The organism is Amycolatopsis sp. WAC 04169, from assembly GCF_003947535.1.
GTDB classification, from domain to species: Bacteria; Actinomycetota; Actinomycetes; order Mycobacteriales; family Pseudonocardiaceae; genus Amycolatopsis; species Amycolatopsis keratiniphila.
Map to the genome: position 1 here is coordinate 47,711 of NZ_QHJI01000005.1, position 16,091 is coordinate 63,801.

Here is a 16,091-nt window from a genome sequence, read left to right on the forward strand (position 1 = left end):
AACGTGACACGCAGTTAGTCCTCTGGATGCGGTCCTTGCGTGTGCAAGGACCGCATCCAGAGGACTAACTGCGGCGGAGCGGGAAGTGACCGGCCGGTAGGGTCGCGGCGTGACCACCCCAGCCACCAGGGCCGAAGCGCTGCACCTCACCGGTGAACGCACCGTGCCGGGCATCGCCGAGGAGAACTACTGGTTCCGGCGCCACGAGGCCGCGTATCAAAAGCTCCTGCCGCTGTGCGAGGGCAGGACGGTGCTGGAGGCAGGCTGCGGCGAGGGCTACGGCGCCGGGCTCATCGCCACCGTGGCCGAGCGGGTGCTCGCCCTCGACTACGACGTCCCCACCACCGAGCACGTCGCCCGGCGCTACCCCGGCATCGGCGTGGCGAGGGCGAACCTGGTGTTCCTGCCGCTGCGGGACGCGTCGGTCGACGTCGTCGCCAACTTCCAGGTGATCGAGCACCTCTGGGATCAGGGTGCCTTCCTCGCCGAATGCCGCCGCGTGCTCTCCCCCGGCGGACGGCTGATCGTCACCACGCCCAACCGGCTGACCTTCACCCCGGACAGCGACACCCCGCTCAACCCGTTCCACACCAGGGAACTCGCACCGTCCGAATTGGACGAACTGCTGCGTGACGCCGGGTTCGAGGTCGAGACGCTGCACGGGCTCCACCACGGCGAAGGCGTGGCGAAGCTCGACGCCAAGTACGGCGGTTCGATCATCGACGCCCAGCTCGACGTCGTCATGGGACAGCTGCCCGGACAGGCGACCTGGCCGGCGGAACTGCTCGCCGACGTCGAAGGCATCAAGGCCGCGGACTTCGCGATCCACGGCGAAGACCTCGACGCCAGCCTCGACCTCGTGGCCGTGGCGGTGCGCCGATGAGCGAGTACGAAGGCACGTTCTGCCTTGTCGTGCACAGCCATCTGCCTTGGCTGCCGCATCACGGATCCTGGCCGGTCGGCGAGGAATGGCTCTACCAGGCGTGGGCGCATTCCTATCTGCCGATGGTCGATCTCCTGCGCCGCTTCGCCGACGAGGGCCGCGAGGACGTCCTCACCCTCGGCATGACGCCGATCCTCGCCGCCCAGCTCGACGACCCGTACTGCATCGACGCCTTCCACGACTGGCTCGGTCACTGGCAGCTGCGCTCCTGGCACGCGTCCACGCTGTGGCGCGGCGACCCGCTGCTGCGCGATCTCGCGGCGAGTGAGTACCGGACGGCGCTCAAGGCCTCGGAAGAGCTCGAAACGCGCTGGCGGCACGGTTTCTCCCCGATCCTGCGGTCCTTTGTGGACAGTGGGACGATCGAGCTGCTCGGCGGCCCGCTGGCGCATCCGTTCCAGCCGCTGCTCGACCCGGTGGTCCGCGACTTCATGCTGCGCGGCGGCCTGGCCGACACCGCGCTGCGGATCGGACGGCGTCCCGAAGGCATTTGGGCACCCGAATGCGGCTACGCGCCCGGTATGGAGACCGGATATGCCGCCGCGGGAGTCCAGCGGTTCATGGTCGACGGGCCCTCGCTGCACGGCGACACCTCGGCGGCCCGGACCGTCGGCGATTCCGACGTCGTCTGCTTCGGCCGCGACCTCGAAGTCACGTACCGCGTCTGGTCACCGAAGGCCGGATATCCCGGCCACGCCGCCTATCGGGACTTCCACACCTGGGCGCACGAAGTCGGCCTCAAACCCTCGCGGGTGACCGGCAAGACCGTCGAACCGCCGGACAAGGCGCCGTACGACCCGGCGATGGCGACGGCCACCCTCGGCGGCCACGTCCAGGACTTCGTCGACACCGTCGTCGCCCGCCTGCGCTCGCTCAAGGCCGAGCACGGCCGCGAGTCGCTCGTCGTCGCCGCGTACGACACCGAACTCTTCGGACATTGGTGGCACGAGGGCCCGGCCTGGCTCGAAGGCGTCCTGCGCGCGCTGCCCGAAGCAGGCGTCCGCGTCACGACGCTCAAAGGCGCGCTCGAAGCCGGTCATCTCGGCGGGAAGGTCGATCTCCCGGCGTCGTCGTGGGGCTCGGGCAAGGACTGGCGGGTCTGGGACGGCGAGCAGGTGGCCGACATGGTGCGGGACAACACCGCGCTGCAGGACCGGATGCTCGATCTCGTCGCCGGAATGGACACCACGACGCGTGACTCCGTCCGCGATCAGGCCGTGGCCGAAGCGATGCTGGCGCTTTCGAGCGACTGGGCGTTCATGGTCACCAAGGACTCCGCCGCCGATTACGCGCGGCGGCGGGCGAAAGTGCACACGGAACGGTTCGACACGCTCGCCGGACTGCTCCGGGACGGTGCGCTCGACCGCGCGCGGGAGACCGCGGCCGCGTTCCGGCGCGACGACGGGCCGTTCGGTCACGTCGACGCGCGTGATCTGCTGAGGAAATGACGAAAGGGGCATCACCATGGGGATCCACGACATTCCGCTGAAGACGCTCGCGGGCGAGGACACCACGCTCGGCGCGCTCGAAGGCAAGACGCTGCTGGTGGTGAACGTGGCGTCGAAATGCGGGCTGACGCCGCAGTACACCGGACTGGAGAAGCTCCAGGAACGCTACGCGGACAAGGGTTTCTCCGTCGTCGGGTTCCCGTGCAACCAGTTCGCGGGCCAGGAGCCGGGCACCGCGGAGGAGATCCAGACCTTCTGCTCGACGACGTACGGCGTTTCGTTCCCGCTGTTCGAAAAGCTGGACGTGAACGGGGAAAGCCGTCACCCGCTTTACGCCGAACTGACCAAGGCGGCCGACGCGGAGGGCGCCGCCGGCGACGTCCAGTGGAACTTCGAGAAGTTCCTCGTCGCCCCGTCCGGTGAAGTCGTGGGCCGATTCCGCCCACGCACCGAACCCGAAGACGAGACGATCACCAAGGCGATCGACGCCACGATCGGCTGATTCCTTTTCCCGGGAATTCGGTGACCAAAGTCCCCGAATATCCCCACCGCTCGCACGATGGCCGGTTGCTCGATCACAAACCCTTGCCACACAAGGGAAACGCTGACATTCCCGGGTGAAGCGCCATACCCGATTGCACTATGGCGCCACCCCGGGGACAGGGGAACACTCTTTCGTCGGGAGTCCCGCACTTGAGTCAGCACCGACAACCAGAAAAGTGTGGCAGACATGATCGAAAACAACATGATCCCGGACGATTTCCTCTCCCTCGCGAGCGTGCAGGCGGCGGAAGAGGACGCGTTGCTGAACCGGCAGAACGTGGTGGGTGTCGCGCTCGGCACCAAATGGTCCGGCGGGAGGGACACCGGCGAGAAGGCGATCACCGTCCTCGTCGACACGAAGATGCCGCACGAGATGCTGCGTGAGGACGACCTCGTCCCGTCGACGCTGTCCGGGGTGCCCACCGACGTCCAGGAGGTCGGTGTGCTGCAGGCGGGTCGCAGTATCGCGGCACCGAAGGCGAACGGCTCGCCTTCGGTACTCGACGACGTGCCGTCGCCCGCGCTGAGCCGTCCCGACGAACTCGCCCGTGAGCAGGTCGGCCCGTTCACCCTCGCCAAGCGGTTCCGCCCGGCGTTCGGCGGGCTGAGCGTCGGCCACTTCAAGATCACCGCCGGCACCTACGGCACCGCGGTCTACGACGCCACGGCACTGCCCGGCAAACCGGCGAAGTACTACATCCTGAGCAACAACCACGTGCTGGCGAACTCCAACGCCGCCGCCATCGGCGATCCCATCCTGCAGCCCGGCCCGTTCGACGGCGGTGTCGTCCCCACCGACGTCATCGCGAGGCTGAGCCGCTTCGTGCCGATCAAGTTCATCGCCGCGGGCCAGCCGGTGCCGTTGAACTTCGTCGACGCCGCCATCGCCGAGGGCCAGTTCCACGATCTCGACCGGCGGATCTTCTGGGTCGGCGACCTCAAGGGCACCAACGTGGCCCCCGCGGTCGGCACCGTGGTGCAGAAGACCGGCCGGACCACGAACTGGACCACCGGGCGGATCACGAACATCAACGCCACCGTCGACGTGAACTACGGCGGCGGCCGGGTGGCCCGGTTCGCGCAGCAGCTCCTCACCACCGACATGTCGGCGGGTGGCGACTCGGGCAGCCTCGTGGCGGACCTGAGCGAGAACGCCGTCGGCCTGCTGTTCGCGGGTTCGCCGGTGGTCACCGTGATCAACCGGATCACGCTGGTCGAGGCCGCGCTCGGGATCAGGGTGCATCCGTAGTGGCCGAAGACGTGTCGGATGTCGATGCCGCTCTCGTGGCGGCGTCCCGGTGGCTCGACGACGTCCCGGGCGTGGTCGGAATCGGACAGGGCGAGGCCGAAGGGGCACCCACGATCGACGTGTGGATGACCCCCGGTCACGACTCCGGGCAGTTGCCTTCTCAGCTGCTCGGAGTGCCCGTCCGGGTCCGTGACTCCGGCGGTCCGGTGGAGGCCCGGCCGGACTGACCCGTCTCGATGACCGCGCGATTGCGGGCGGCGACGATTCCCGCGTCCGCCTTCACCACCCGCCGGTCGTAGGTGAGCAGGCCGTTGACTTCGTTCTCGACGTCGGTGGTCTGCGTGTAGATCGCGCCGGAAAGGCCGGTTCCGGCGACGATCCGTTCGAGGTTCTCGCTGACCTCGGCATAGCGCTTCGTCAGCTGTGCCGAGGTCAGCGTCATCTCATAGGCCTGCGGCTCGCCCGGCCAGCGGTGCTCGTCGACGACGAGGCCGAGCCCGCCGTATTCCCCGTCGACGATCACCCTGTGGTCCTTCACTGTGGGACTCCCCGGCCCGACGTAGGTGTGGTCGTCGTAGACGTCACCCGCGCCGGTGTCCGGCCGGGAGAAACAGCAGTTCACCCCGCTGTTCGCGATGACGTGCCTGGCCGGGTCGAGGTCCTTCACCAGCTTCGCGATGCGCGCGGTGTCGAATTCTCCCCAGCCCTCGTTGAACGGCACCCAGCCGACGATCGAGGTCACCCCGCGCAGTTGCTCGATCATCTCGGTCAGCTCGGCTTCGAATCGCTCCTGGGCCTCCGGGACCGGGTCGGGCGCGGTCCCGGGCGGACCGTCGAAGGAGACGGTGAGCGACGGCATGTCCTGCCAGACGAGCAGGCCCAGCCTGTCCGCCCAGTGGTACCAGCGTTCCGGCTCGACCTTGACGTGTTTGCGGACGAAGTTGAAGCCGAGCTCCTTGGTCTTCTCCAGGTCGAACCGCAGTGCCTCGTCGGTGGGCGCGGTGTGGATCCCGTCGGGCCAATACCCCTGGTCGAGCGGGCCGTGAAGGAAGGTGATCCGGCCGTTGAGCGCGATCCGCGGCCTGCCCTGGGCGTCGGCGACCGTCCCGATCGTGCGAAGCCCGGTGTAGGACTCGACGACGTCGAGCACGTTGCCTCTTTCGTCGAGCAAGCGGACCTGGAGGTCGTAGAGATACGGGTCCTCCGGCGTCCACAGGCGAGGCGCAGGAAGGTTTGCGCGCAACCGCCGCCCGACCTCTCCTTCGACGCGTGCCACTTCCGCCCCGCCGGCTTCGCTGACGATCATCTCCACTCGGGCGCCGCCTGTGACCTTGGGCACAACGGTCACCCCTTCGAGATCCGGGGTCAGCGGCAGATCCCGGATATGCGCGGACGGCACGGGCTCCAGCCAGACGGTCTGCCAGATCCCCGACGCGGCGGTGTAGAAGATCCCTTTCGGGTCGTTCCGCTGCTTGCCGACGGGGTGCGTCGAAGCGTCGGTCCGATCCGTCGCGCGGACGGTGAGTTCCTGCGATCCGGACGGGCGCAGGACGTCGGTGATGTCCGCGCTGAAGGCCGTGTACCCGCCTTCGTGGACGGCCACCTCCTGGTTGTTCACCCAGACCGTCGCGGACTGGTCGACGGCGCCGAAGTGGAGCAGCACCCGCTGACCATCCCATGCGGACGGGACGTGGAAAACCTTGCGGTACCAGAGGGTTTCGTCCCGCCGTCCGATACCGGAGAGCGCAGACTCGGGCGGGAACGGCACCAGGATCCGCTCGCCGTACCCGTCGCGGCGGGGCGCGCCGCTGCCCGCGTACTCCCAGACGCCGTTGAGGTTCAGCCAGCGTTCGCGGACCAGCCGGGGACGCGGGTACTCCGGCAGCGCCTTGCCCGGTCCGACCTGCGCGGACCACGGTGTCGAGAGCACCGGTTCGACGGTCTTGAAGGCCGGTCCGGCCGCGTTCACCGAGGAGGTCATCGACCCGATGGTGGCAAAGATCGCCGCTCCTGTCGCCCTCGATCGGGTTCACCGGCAGGGGTGATCGCCCGGTCCCGGTGACGACCGACTCACGAGTAACCTCCACCCATGCGCGTGCTGATGTTGTCGTGGGAGTACCCACCCGTGGTCGTCGGCGGACTCGCACGGCACGTCCACGCCCTGGCCCGGCATCTCGCCAGGCAGGGGCACGACGTGGTCGTCCTGTGCCGTCACACGGCGGGCACCGACGCCGAGACCCATCCGAGGACCGATCGCGTGGTCGAGGGCGTCCGGATCATCCGGGTCGCCGAAGACCCGATGCACGTGACCTTCGAACGGGACCTCGTCGCCTGGACGCTGGCCATGGGGCACGCGATGGTCCGCGCCGCCACCGACCTGCTGCGCACGTGGCAGCCGGACGTCGTGCACGCGCACGACTGGCTGGTCACCCACCCCGCGATCGCGATCGCGGAGGCCGCGCGGGTGCCGCTGGTCGGCACGATCCACGCCACCGAGGCCGGACGGCACTCGGGGTGGCTCTCGCATCCGCTGAACCAGCAGGTGCACTCCGTCGAGTGGTGGCTCGCGAACCGCTCGGACGCGCTGATCACCTGTTCGCAGGCCATGCGCCGCGAGGTGGCGCATCTGTTCGAGGTCGACGCCGACGCGGTCACCGTGATCCACAACGGCATCGAGGAGCGCACCTGGCAGGTGCCCGCGGAAGAGGTCGCGCACGCGCGCGAGGTCTACAGCCCCTCCGGCGCGCCGCTGCTGCTCTACTTCGGGCGGCTGGAATGGGAGAAGGGCGTGCAGGACCTCCTCGCCGCGCTCCCCCGGATCCGCCGTGCGAAACCGGGGACGCGGCTGGTCGTCGCCGGCAAGGGACGGCATCTGGAGGAACTGGTCGACCAGGCCCGCAAGCTGCGCGTCCGGCGCGCGGTGGACTTCGTCGGGCACCTGTCCGACCGTGAACTGCGCGCCGTGCTGGCCGCGGCCGACGCCGTCGTGCTGCCCAGCCGGTACGAGCCGTTCGGGATCGTCGCGCTGGAGGCCGCCGCCGCCAAGGCGCCGCTGGTGGCTTCGACCGCAGGCGGGCTCGGCGAGGTGGTCGTCGACGGCGAGACCGGCCTGGCGTTCAGCCCCGGCGACGTCGAGGCGCTCGGGGACGCCGTCGAGGCGGTGCTGGACGACGAGGTCGCCGCCGCCGGGCGGGCGCTGACCGCGCAGTCGCGGCTGGCCGCGGATTTCGACTGGGGGCGGATCGCGGAGGCGACCGTGGCCGTCTACCGGCGTGCTCGCGTCGGTGAGCCGGTGGAGCTGGGGCGGCCGAAGATCGCGACCGGCAACGCCTTCGAGCCCTGATCGCTCACCGCATTCAGAGGACTAAACGCGCTGGGACAGGCCTGGGTCGGGTGACCGAATTCGGCACTTTCGCGTGCCTGGATGGACGCCACGCGTGTCTGGGTGGACGACACCTGTGACCAGAGGGACGGCACCTGTGATTGGACGGACGACACTCTCGCGGCCGAGGCCCACCGCGTGTCGTCCGTCCAATCACGCGTGTCGTCCATCCAGACACGCGTGTCGTCCATCCAGACACGTGCGTCGTCCGTCTGGTCACGTGCGTCGTCCCTCCCGTCACGCGAAACCGCCCGCAGTACATGAAGGCGAGGCGTGAAGGTCGAGTTTCCTCGGCTGAGCCGAGGGAAGGGGGCCTTCACGCGCTACCGCTGTGGGGGCGAAGGGGAATCCGGGACGTCGGGGGACCCGGATCCCCCTTCACGAGCGACGCGGGTCGCGAGGGGCACGACCCCCGGGGCTGCTCTAGGTGGCGAAGATCAGAAGTGGCACGGCCGGACACAGTCCGGCTGCACCGGGACCCCGGCCGAGGCGGACACCGCGGGGGCGGCGAGGGCGACGGCGAGGACGGCGAAGGTCGCGGCCAAGAGCGTTCTCAACTGCTTCTTCATGGTGGCTCCTCGGGGAAACGGGCGGATTTCCCGCCCGGCGCCGAGCATCCGCGCGACCCGCCACCGAAACAACGGGGGTATCACTAGGTACCCCTACCTAATCGCGGTCCGTGACCGATTCGTCCGGTCCTGTGTCCGGACCCGGCGGAAAGCCGCGGAGACCCCGCCCACTGCGGTGTGGGGGTGAGCGGGGTCCCCGCGGCGAAGCGCACGCCCGACAAGGCGCTACCGGAAGGGCGCGCGCGTGAAGCGGGTCCGGTGGCGGGGAGCCTCCGCCACCGGACCCGTTGGGCCACACCGTCCCAAACCGGTGTGGAACCCGGCCGCCCCGCGTCAGGTAGAGGCGGCCGGAGCCTTGATCAGTGCGTGGTCAGGTATCGCGCGTACGCACCGGTGGTGAGGAAGCTCGGCAGCTTCTCGCCCAGCGCGGTCTCGGTGAAGATCTCGTAGGCGTCGTCGAGACGGGTGCCCTCGCCCAGTTCGGAACGCACCGACGCCAGCTCTTCGTCCAAATAGGACACGGCGAGTTCGCGGGTGAGCGCGGTGCCGTCTTCGAGCTTCGTGCCGTTGCGGATCCACTGCCACACCTGGCAGCGCGCGATCTCGGCGGTGGCGGCGTCCTCCATCAGGTTGTGGATCGCCGCCGCGCCGGTGCCGCGCAGCCAAGCGTCGATGTAGCGCAGCGCGACGTTGATGTTGGCGCGGACACCGGCTTCGGTGACCTCGCCGCCCGCGCTGGCGACGTCGAGCAGATCCTCGGCCGTCACGGTGACGTCTTCACGGAGCTTGCCGAGCTGGTTCGGCCAGCCGCCGAGGACGTTGTCGAACACCTCGCGGCAGACCGGGACGAGGCCGGGGTGCGCGACCCACGAGCCGTCGAAACCGTCGTTCGCCTCGCGTTCCTTGTCCTGGCGGACCTTCTCCAGCGCGGTCGCGTTGATCTCCGGGTCCTTGCTCGGGATGAACGCGGCCATCCCGCCGATGGCGTGCGCCCCGCGCTTGTGGCAGGTGCGCACCAGCAGTTCGGTGTAGGCCCGCATGAACGGGACGGTCATCGTCACCTGCGCGCGGTCCGGGAGCACGAAGTCCGCGCCGTGCGAGGAGAAGTTCTTGATGACGCTGAAGATGTAGTCCCAGCGGCCGGCGTTCAGCCCGGCGACGTGCTCGCGCAGTTCGTAGAGGATCTCCTCCATCTCGAACGCGGCGGTGATCGTCTCGATCAGCACGGTGGCCCGGATCGTGCCGCGCGGGATGCCGAGTTCCCGTTGCGCCAGCAGGAAGACGTCGTTCCACAGCCGCGCTTCGAGGTGGTTCTCGAGCTTCGGCAGGTAGAAGTACGGGCCGCTGCCGCGGGCCAGCAGCTGGCGCGCGTTGTGGAAGAAGTAGAGACCGAAGTCGACCAGGCTCGCCGAAACCGGGCGGCCGTCGATGCGGATGTGCTTCTCCACCAGGTGCCAGCCGCGGGGGCGGGCGACGATCGTCGCGGGGTCGTCGCCGATCGTGTAGCGCTTGCCCGCCTCGGTGGTGAAGTCGATGTTGCGGCGGATCGCGTCGAACAGGTTGAGCTGTCCGTCGATCACGTTGTGCCAGGTCGGCGACGTCGCGTCCTCGAAGTCGGCGAGCCAGACCTTCGCGCCGGAGTTGAGCGCGTTGACCGTCATCTTGCGGTCGGTCGGCCCGGTGATCTCGACGCGGCGGTCTTCGAGACCGGGCGCGGACGGGGCGACCGACCAGCTGCTGTCGTCGCGGATCGCGTGCGTCTCGGGCAGGAAGCCCAGCGGTTCCTCACCGGACTGGAGCTTCTCGCGGCGCAGACGGCGCGCGTCGAGCAGTTCGCGGCGGCGGCCGGCGAACGCGTTGTCCAGTTTGGCCACGAAGTCCAGCGCGGCCGGGGTGAGGATCTCGGCGAACCGGTCACCGGCGGGTCCGCAGACGTCGATCCGGTAGTTCAGCTTCTCAACCATGGTGTGCCTCCGCTGGGCTTCGCGAGAGAGAGGGAAGGGGATGGGGGGGGTGGCGGTCTCCCCTGGGAGTCGGGAGACCGCCACCCGGCATCTACTTGCGAGGGATCAGAACTGCTCGGCCTCGGTGGAACCGGCGAGCGCGGTGGTCGAGCTCTCCGGGTTCAGCGCGGTCGCGACGTTGTCGAACCAGCCGGTGCCGACCTCGCGCTGGTGCTTCGTGGCGGTGTAACCGCGGTCCTCCGAAGCGAACTCGCGCTCCTGCAGGTCGACGTAGGCGGTCATGCCCTCGCGGGCGTAACCGTGCGCCAGGTCGAACATCGAGTAGTTCAGGGCGTGGAAGCCGGCGAGGGTGATGAACTGGAACTTGTAGCCCATGTGGCCGAGTTCGCGCTGGAACTTCGCGATCGTCGCGTCGTCCAGGTGCTTCTTCCAGTTGAACGACGGCGAGCAGTTGTAGGCCAGCATCTGGTCCGGGTACTTGGCCTTGATCGCCTCGGCGAACTGGCGGGCGACCTCGAGGTCCGGCTTGGAGGTCTCCATCCACAGCAGGTCGGCGTACTCGGCGTAGGCGAGACCGCGGTCGATGCAGGGGTCGATGCCGTTGGTGACGTTGTAGAAGCCCTCGGCGGTGCGCTCGCCGGTGACGTACTTGCGGTCACGCTCGTCGACGTCGCTGGTGATCAGCGTGGCGGCCTGCGCGTCGGTGCGGGCGACGATCAGCGACGGCACGTTCAGCACGTCCGCGGCGAGGCGGGCGGCGTTCAGCGTGCGCTCGTGCTGCTTGGTCGGGATGAGCACCTTGCCACCGAGGTGACCACACTTCTTCTCGGAAGCGAGCTGGTCCTCCCAGTGCACACCCGCGGCACCGGCGGCGATCATGCCCTTCATCAGCTCGAAGGCGTTGAGCGGGCCACCGAAGCCGGCCTCGGCGTCGGCGACGATCGGGGCGTACCAGTCGATGTCGGTGTTGCCCTCGGCCCAGTTGATCTGGTCGGCGCGGCCCAGCGCGTTGTTGATGCGGCGGACGACGGCGGGCACCGAGTTGGCCGGGTAGAGGCTCTGGTCCGGGTAGGTCTGGCCGGAGAGGTTGGCGTCGGCGGCGACCTGCCAGCCCGACAGGTAGATGGCCTTGAGGCCGGCGCGCACCTGCTGCACGGCCTGGTTACCGGTCAGGGCGCCCAGCGAGTGGACGTAGTCCTCGGTGTGCAGGAGGTCCCACAGCTTCTCGGCGCCGCGGCGAGCGAGCGTGTGCTCCTCGACCACGCTGCCGCGCAGCTTGACCACGTCAGCCGCGGAGTACGACCGCTTCACGCCCGCCCAGCGGGGGTCGGTCTCCCACTGCTTGGCCAGTTCGGCGGCCGCCTGCTCCAGCTGCTGCGCGTGCTGAGTCATCGGATTCTCCCGGTGTTGCGAAGTTTGCGAGTGATCGCCTTTCCTGATTCGACCCTGACATGACTGGGGAAATCCGATCCAGGCCTCCAATTTGCCAATTTCTGCGAAGCTTCCGTAGCATCTTGCAAAGGTTGCGAATCGCAGGTTCGCAAGCGGAGCGAAAATTCACGTGCTTGACCGTTCACTGAATCGTTCAGGCCCGGAAACCTTGCGGACAGAGAGGCCTCAGTGGACAAAACCTTCGCCGGAGCGAAGCTGCGGCATCTGCGCGAAAGCCGGTCGATGAGCCAGGCGGATCTGGCTCGTGTGCTGGAGATCTCACCCAGTTATCTCAATCAGATCGAGCACAACTCGCGTCCGCTGACCGTCCCGGTGCTCCTTCGCATCACGCAAGCGTTCGGAGTGGACACCGAGTTCTTCGCGAACAACGACACCGCGCGGCTGGTCGCGGATGTGAAGGAAGCGCTGCTCGACGAGATGCTCGGCGTCGACGTCACGAACAGCGAGCTCAACGACCTGGCCACGAACCTGCCGACGATCGCCCAGGCACTGGTCAAACTGCACCGCAGCTACCGCAACGCCGTCGAGAACACCGCCGCGCTGACCACGGAAAACGGCCTCGGCCTGCACGGGAGCGCCGCCACCGCCCTGCCGCACGAAGAGGTCCGCGACTTCTTCTACGAGCGGGAGAACTACGTCGCCGAGCTGGACGAACGCGCCGAACGCATGGCGCACGACATCCCGCTGCAACGTGGCCAGGTGCTCGCGGCGCTGAAGGAGACGCTGATCCAGCGCTACGGCGTCGACGTCACGAGCGAAGGCATCGACGAGGCCAACGGCGAACAGCACCGGTACGAACCGGGGCCGCGGGTGCTGCGGCTGGCGCCGAGCCTGCGCGTCGGGCAGCAGGCGTTCCGGATGGCCTCACAGATCGCGCTGCTCGAATACGACGACCTGATCACCGAACTCGCCGACTCGTGGGCGTTCTCCGGGCCTGCCGCGCGTTCGCTGGCCCGCGTCGGGCTCGCGAACTACTTCGCGGGCGCGCTGATCCTCCCCTATGGACCGTTCCTGTCCACCGCGGAGCGCTTCCGCTACGACATCGAGCGGCTGTGCGACCACTTCGGCGTCGGCTTCGAGACGGTCTGCCACCGGCTCTCGACGTTGCAGCGGCCGAAGAACCGCGGCGTGCCGTTCTCGTTCGTGCGCGTCGACCGGGCGGGGAACATGTCGAAACGCCAGTCCGCGGCCGGTTTCCACTTCTCCCGCGTCGGCGGCGCGTGTCCACTGTGGAACATCTACGAGGCGTTCACCCAGCCCGGCAAGATCCTCACCCAGATCGCGACCCTGCCCGACGGCAAGAGCTACTTCTGGGTCGCGCGGACGGTGTCGCGCAACATCGGCGGCTACGGCAGCCCCGGCAAGACGTTCACCGTCGGCCTCGGCTGCGAACTGCGGCACGCGAAACGGCTGATCTATTCGACCGGGCTCGACCTCGACGACCGCGCCGCCGCCACGCCGATCGGCATGGGTTGCAAAGTCTGCGAACGCCCGGCCTGCTCGCAGCGCGCGTTCCCGACGATCGGCAAGCAGCTCACCGTCGACGAGAACACGAGCACCTTCGTCCCGTATCCGGCGGTGCCCAAGTCGCCTTGAGCCGCCCCGATCTCCCTGGCAGGGTTGCCGTCGACGGCCGCCGGTGTGACGGCGGCCACCGCACTGGGGAGAACTGAATGATCTTGGTGACCGGGGCAGGCGGCAACGTCGGCTCGGAACTGACCGGAATCCTGGCGCGCGGCGGGCATCCCGTCCGCGCGCTGGTCCGCACACCGCGGCCGTTACCGGACGGCGTCGACGCGGTGGTGGGAGATCTCAACGAAGCGACGAGCCTGAAGCCCGCGTTGGACGGTGTCCGCGCGGTCTTCCTGCTCGGCGGCTACGAGGACATGCCCGGCGCGCTCGCGGTGATGCGCGACGCGGGTGTCGAGCAGGTGACGCTGCTGTCGTCCCGTTCGGTCGTCGGCGGGCACGCGGACAACGCCGTCGCCGGGATGCACATGGCGGCCGAGGCCGCGGTGCGCGCTTCGAAACTGGCGTGGACCTTCTTGCGGCCGAGCGGGTTCATGTCGAATTCGCTGCAATGGGCCGCGCAGCTTCGCGCGGGGGACGTCGTGCGCGAGCCGTTCGCGAACGTGCCGGTGGCGACGATCGACCCGTACGACATCGCCGCCGTCGCCGCGGAATCGCTGACCACGCCGGGACACGAAGGCCGGGCGTACGCCATCACCGGCCCGGGTTCGCTCCGGCCGGCCGACCGGCTCCGCGTCCTGAGTGAACTGCTGGGGCGGGAGCTGCGCCTGGAACCGCTTTCGGACGCCGAGGCCCGTGTGACGATGAGCGCGGAGATGCCGGCGAAGTACGTTGACGCCTTCTTCCGCTTTTTCGCCGAGGGCGAGTTCGACGACTCCGAGGTCACGGGTGCCGTCCAGGATCTGACCGGACGGGAGCCACGGCCGTTCGCGACCTGGGCCCGGACGCATCTGGCCGCCTTCCGCTAGGCGCGTTTCGTCTTCTGGATGCGGTCGTTGCACGCGCAAGGACCGCATTCAGAGGACGAAATGCGGGAGGTCACACCAGGAAGTGGAAGAGCGGGCTGCCCGGTTCCACCCGTTCCACCTGGAGCGGGCTGACCTCCAGCCGGTGCAGAAGACCTTCCAGGTCACCGGGCCGCGCGAGTTCGACGCCGATCAGCGCCGGGCCGGTCTCGCGGCTGTTGCGCTTCACGTACTCGAACCGCGTGATGTCGTCGTCCGGCCCGAGGACCTCGTCGAGGAACCGCCGCAGCGCGCCGGGCTCCTGCGGAAACCCGACCAGGAAGTAGTGCTTCAGTCCTTCGTGGATCAGCGACCGTTCGAGCACTTCGCCGTAGCGGCTGACGTCGTTGTTGCCACCGGAGACGACGCACACCACGATCTGCCCGGGGTCGATCTTCACCGTCGTGCCCAGCGCGGCGGTCGCGAGCGCGCCCGCGGGTTCGGCGATCACGCCGTCGGACTGGTACATCGCGAGCATCTCGGTGCAGATCGCGCCCTCGGCGACGTCGGTGAGCTCGACGCCACCGTCGCGGACCAGCGGATACGTCACCGACCCGGCCTGCGCGACCGCCGCACCGTCCACGAAGGTGTCGACGCTTTCGAGCCGCACCGGCGCCCCCGCCGCCAGCGCGGCGGCCATACAGGTCGCGCCCGCCGGCTCGACCCCGACGATCCGCATCTCCGGCGCGCGTTCCGCGGCCCACGCGGCGATCCCCGCGAGCAGACCGCCACCGCCGACGGGCACCACCATGACGTCCGGGACGAACCCGAGCTGCGCGACGACCTCCATCGCGACCGTGCCCTGCCCGGCCACCGTCTCCGGCGCGTCGAACGCTGGGACCAGGGTCGCGCCGGTGCTCTCGGCGTCGTGCTTCGCGGCGCTGAAGGCGTCTTCGTAGGTCTCGCCGACGACGATCACCTCGATATGCGAGCCGCCCAGCGTCGCGATCCGCTCGCGCTTCTGCCGGGGAGTCGTGCCGGGGACGTAGACGCGGCCGTTCGCGCCGAGGCGGCGGCACGCGTACGCGACGCCCTGCGCGTGGTTGCCCGCGCTCGCGCAGACGACGCCGCGCTCCCGGTGCTCCGCGTCGAGCTGGACGATGAAGTTGTAGGCGCCGCGGATCTTGTACGAGCGCACGGTCTGCAGGTCTTCGCGTTTGAGCCAGACCCGGGCGTCCACCCGCGCCGAAAGCCGCTCGTTCGGTTCGAGCGGCGTGCGGGTCACCACCCCGGCCAATCGCTTGGCGGCCTCTTCGACCGTTCGGGCGCTCACCGTTTCGATCCCTTGCACGAATGCTGAATGTACTGACCGGCCCCGGCCACGACGGAGAGTGGTCCAGTGGGTGCTTCACCGGGTTGTCGGTGGCCTGTGGTCCACTGGTCGCCATGGTGAGCAAGGTCGACGGAGTCCGGAGTCTCGATGCGTTGCGCGAGCTGGTCCACAGTGGCGCGGAGCCCGAGTACCAGCTCTTCTACGGCCACACCCCGCTCAAGAGCGGCCGGGTCAACGCGGCCTGCCTGAGCCAGTGGTGGCTGGCGCCGTTCGTGGTGGACGGCGAGCGGTACCCGACGGCCGAGCATTTCATGATGGCGAGCAAGGCCGAGCTGTTCGGCGATCACGCCGCGGCGGCGAACATCCGTCAGGCGCCGGACCCCAAGACCGCCAAGATCCTCGGGCGCGAGGTCGCCGGGTTCGACGCCGAGGTCTGGGAGCGGCACCGTTTCGACATCGTCATCGACGGCAACCTCGAAAAGTTCCGCCAGCACGCCGAAGAGCGCGAGTTCCTGCTGAGCACGGGCGACAAGGTGATCGTCGAGGCGTCGAGGATGGACCTGGTCTGGGGCAGCGGCCTCGCCCGCGAGGACAAGAACGCCACCCGCCCCGACTACTGGCGCGGGCAGAACCTCCTGGGCTTCGCGCTCATGGAGGTCCGCGAGCAGCTGCGCGGCTAGTTCTCGCGTGATCAGAAACCGAACTCGCGTGCTTGAAGGCGTGACTCGCGTGAT

Annotated in this window: 13 protein-coding genes; 8 read left to right on the top strand and 5 right to left on the bottom strand. The window is 68.8% G+C overall.

Annotated features, from left to right (window positions below; translation table 11 throughout):
• The first annotated feature begins 109 nt into the window (after positions 1–109).
• From DMC61_RS12895 to DMC61_RS12910, 4 genes are all read left to right on the top strand, one after another.
• Complete coding sequence (locus DMC61_RS12895) at positions 110–883, top strand: class I SAM-dependent methyltransferase (RefSeq protein ID WP_125689485.1); 774 nt, start codon at positions 110–112, stop codon at positions 881–883.
• Positions 880–2,391: a glycoside hydrolase family 57 protein gene (locus DMC61_RS12900; protein ID WP_125689486.1), complete on the top strand. Its 1,512-nt coding sequence runs from the start codon at positions 880–882 to the stop codon at positions 2,389–2,391. Before DMC61_RS12895 ends, DMC61_RS12900 begins: the two co-directional genes overlap by 4 nt.
• Before the next feature lie 16 nt (positions 2,392–2,407).
• The gene (locus tag DMC61_RS12905) at positions 2,408–2,893 is read left to right on the top strand and encodes a glutathione peroxidase (RefSeq protein WP_063277513.1); all 486 of its coding nucleotides are present in this window, start codon (positions 2,408–2,410) and stop codon (positions 2,891–2,893) included.
• A gap of 228 nt (positions 2,894–3,121) precedes the next feature.
• On the top strand, positions 3,122–4,183 hold the full coding sequence (locus DMC61_RS12910) for a serine protease (protein WP_125689487.1): 1,062 nt from the start codon (positions 3,122–3,124) through the stop codon (positions 4,181–4,183).
• 160 nt (positions 4,184–4,343) lie between these two features.
• On the opposite strand, the gene DMC61_RS12920 is transcribed toward DMC61_RS12910, so the two are convergent.
• Entirely contained in the window at positions 4,344–6,164 is a 1,821-nt protein-coding gene (locus DMC61_RS12920; protein ID WP_125689488.1) for a glycoside hydrolase family 2 protein, read from the bottom strand.
• A gap of 108 nt (positions 6,165–6,272) precedes the next feature.
• Between DMC61_RS12920 and DMC61_RS12925 the strand changes: the two genes are divergently transcribed.
• On the top strand, positions 6,273–7,526 hold the full coding sequence (locus DMC61_RS12925; protein WP_125689489.1) for a glycosyltransferase family 4 protein: 1,254 nt from the start codon (positions 6,273–6,275) through the stop codon (positions 7,524–7,526).
• Positions 7,527–8,002: 476 nt separating this feature from the next.
• On the opposite strand, the gene DMC61_RS41935 is transcribed toward DMC61_RS12925, so the two are convergent.
• The 3 genes from DMC61_RS41935 to aceA all read right to left on the bottom strand — a co-directional run bounded on the left by DMC61_RS41935 (position 8,003) and on the right by aceA (position 11,490).
• On the bottom strand, positions 8,003–8,134 hold the full coding sequence (locus tag DMC61_RS41935) for a hypothetical protein (RefSeq protein ID WP_255431505.1): 132 nt from the start codon (positions 8,132–8,134) through the stop codon (positions 8,003–8,005).
• 359 nt (positions 8,135–8,493) lie between these two features.
• Complete coding sequence (gene aceB / locus DMC61_RS12930; RefSeq protein ID WP_125689490.1) at positions 8,494–10,098, bottom strand: malate synthase A; 1,605 nt, start codon at positions 10,096–10,098, stop codon at positions 8,494–8,496.
• A gap of 105 nt (positions 10,099–10,203) precedes the next feature.
• A complete protein-coding gene (gene aceA, locus DMC61_RS12935; protein ID WP_016336576.1) occupies positions 10,204–11,490 on the bottom strand; it encodes an isocitrate lyase in 1,287 nt (428 codons plus the stop codon).
• Positions 11,491–11,718: 228 nt separating this feature from the next.
• On the opposite strand from aceA, the gene DMC61_RS12940 reads away from it, so the two are divergent.
• Both DMC61_RS12940 and DMC61_RS12945 read left to right on the top strand, forming a co-directional pair.
• Positions 11,719–13,146, top strand: a complete 1,428-nt coding sequence (locus DMC61_RS12940) for a short-chain fatty acyl-CoA regulator family protein (protein WP_125689491.1) — start codon at positions 11,719–11,721, stop codon at positions 13,144–13,146.
• A gap of 77 nt (positions 13,147–13,223) precedes the next feature.
• The gene (locus DMC61_RS12945; protein ID WP_125689492.1) at positions 13,224–14,048 is read left to right on the top strand and encodes an NAD(P)H-binding protein; all 825 of its coding nucleotides are present in this window, start codon (positions 13,224–13,226) and stop codon (positions 14,046–14,048) included.
• 70 nt (positions 14,049–14,118) lie between these two features.
• On the opposite strand, the gene ilvA is transcribed toward DMC61_RS12945, so the two are convergent.
• Entirely contained in the window at positions 14,119–15,375 is a 1,257-nt protein-coding gene (gene ilvA, locus DMC61_RS12950; RefSeq protein WP_125689493.1) for a threonine ammonia-lyase IlvA, read from the bottom strand.
• A gap of 95 nt (positions 15,376–15,470) precedes the next feature.
• Between ilvA and DMC61_RS12955 the strand changes: the two genes are divergently transcribed.
• A complete protein-coding gene (locus tag DMC61_RS12955; RefSeq protein WP_016336580.1) occupies positions 15,471–16,037 on the top strand; it encodes an NADAR family protein in 567 nt (188 codons plus the stop codon).
• The last annotated feature ends 54 nt before the right edge of the window (positions 16,038–16,091 follow it).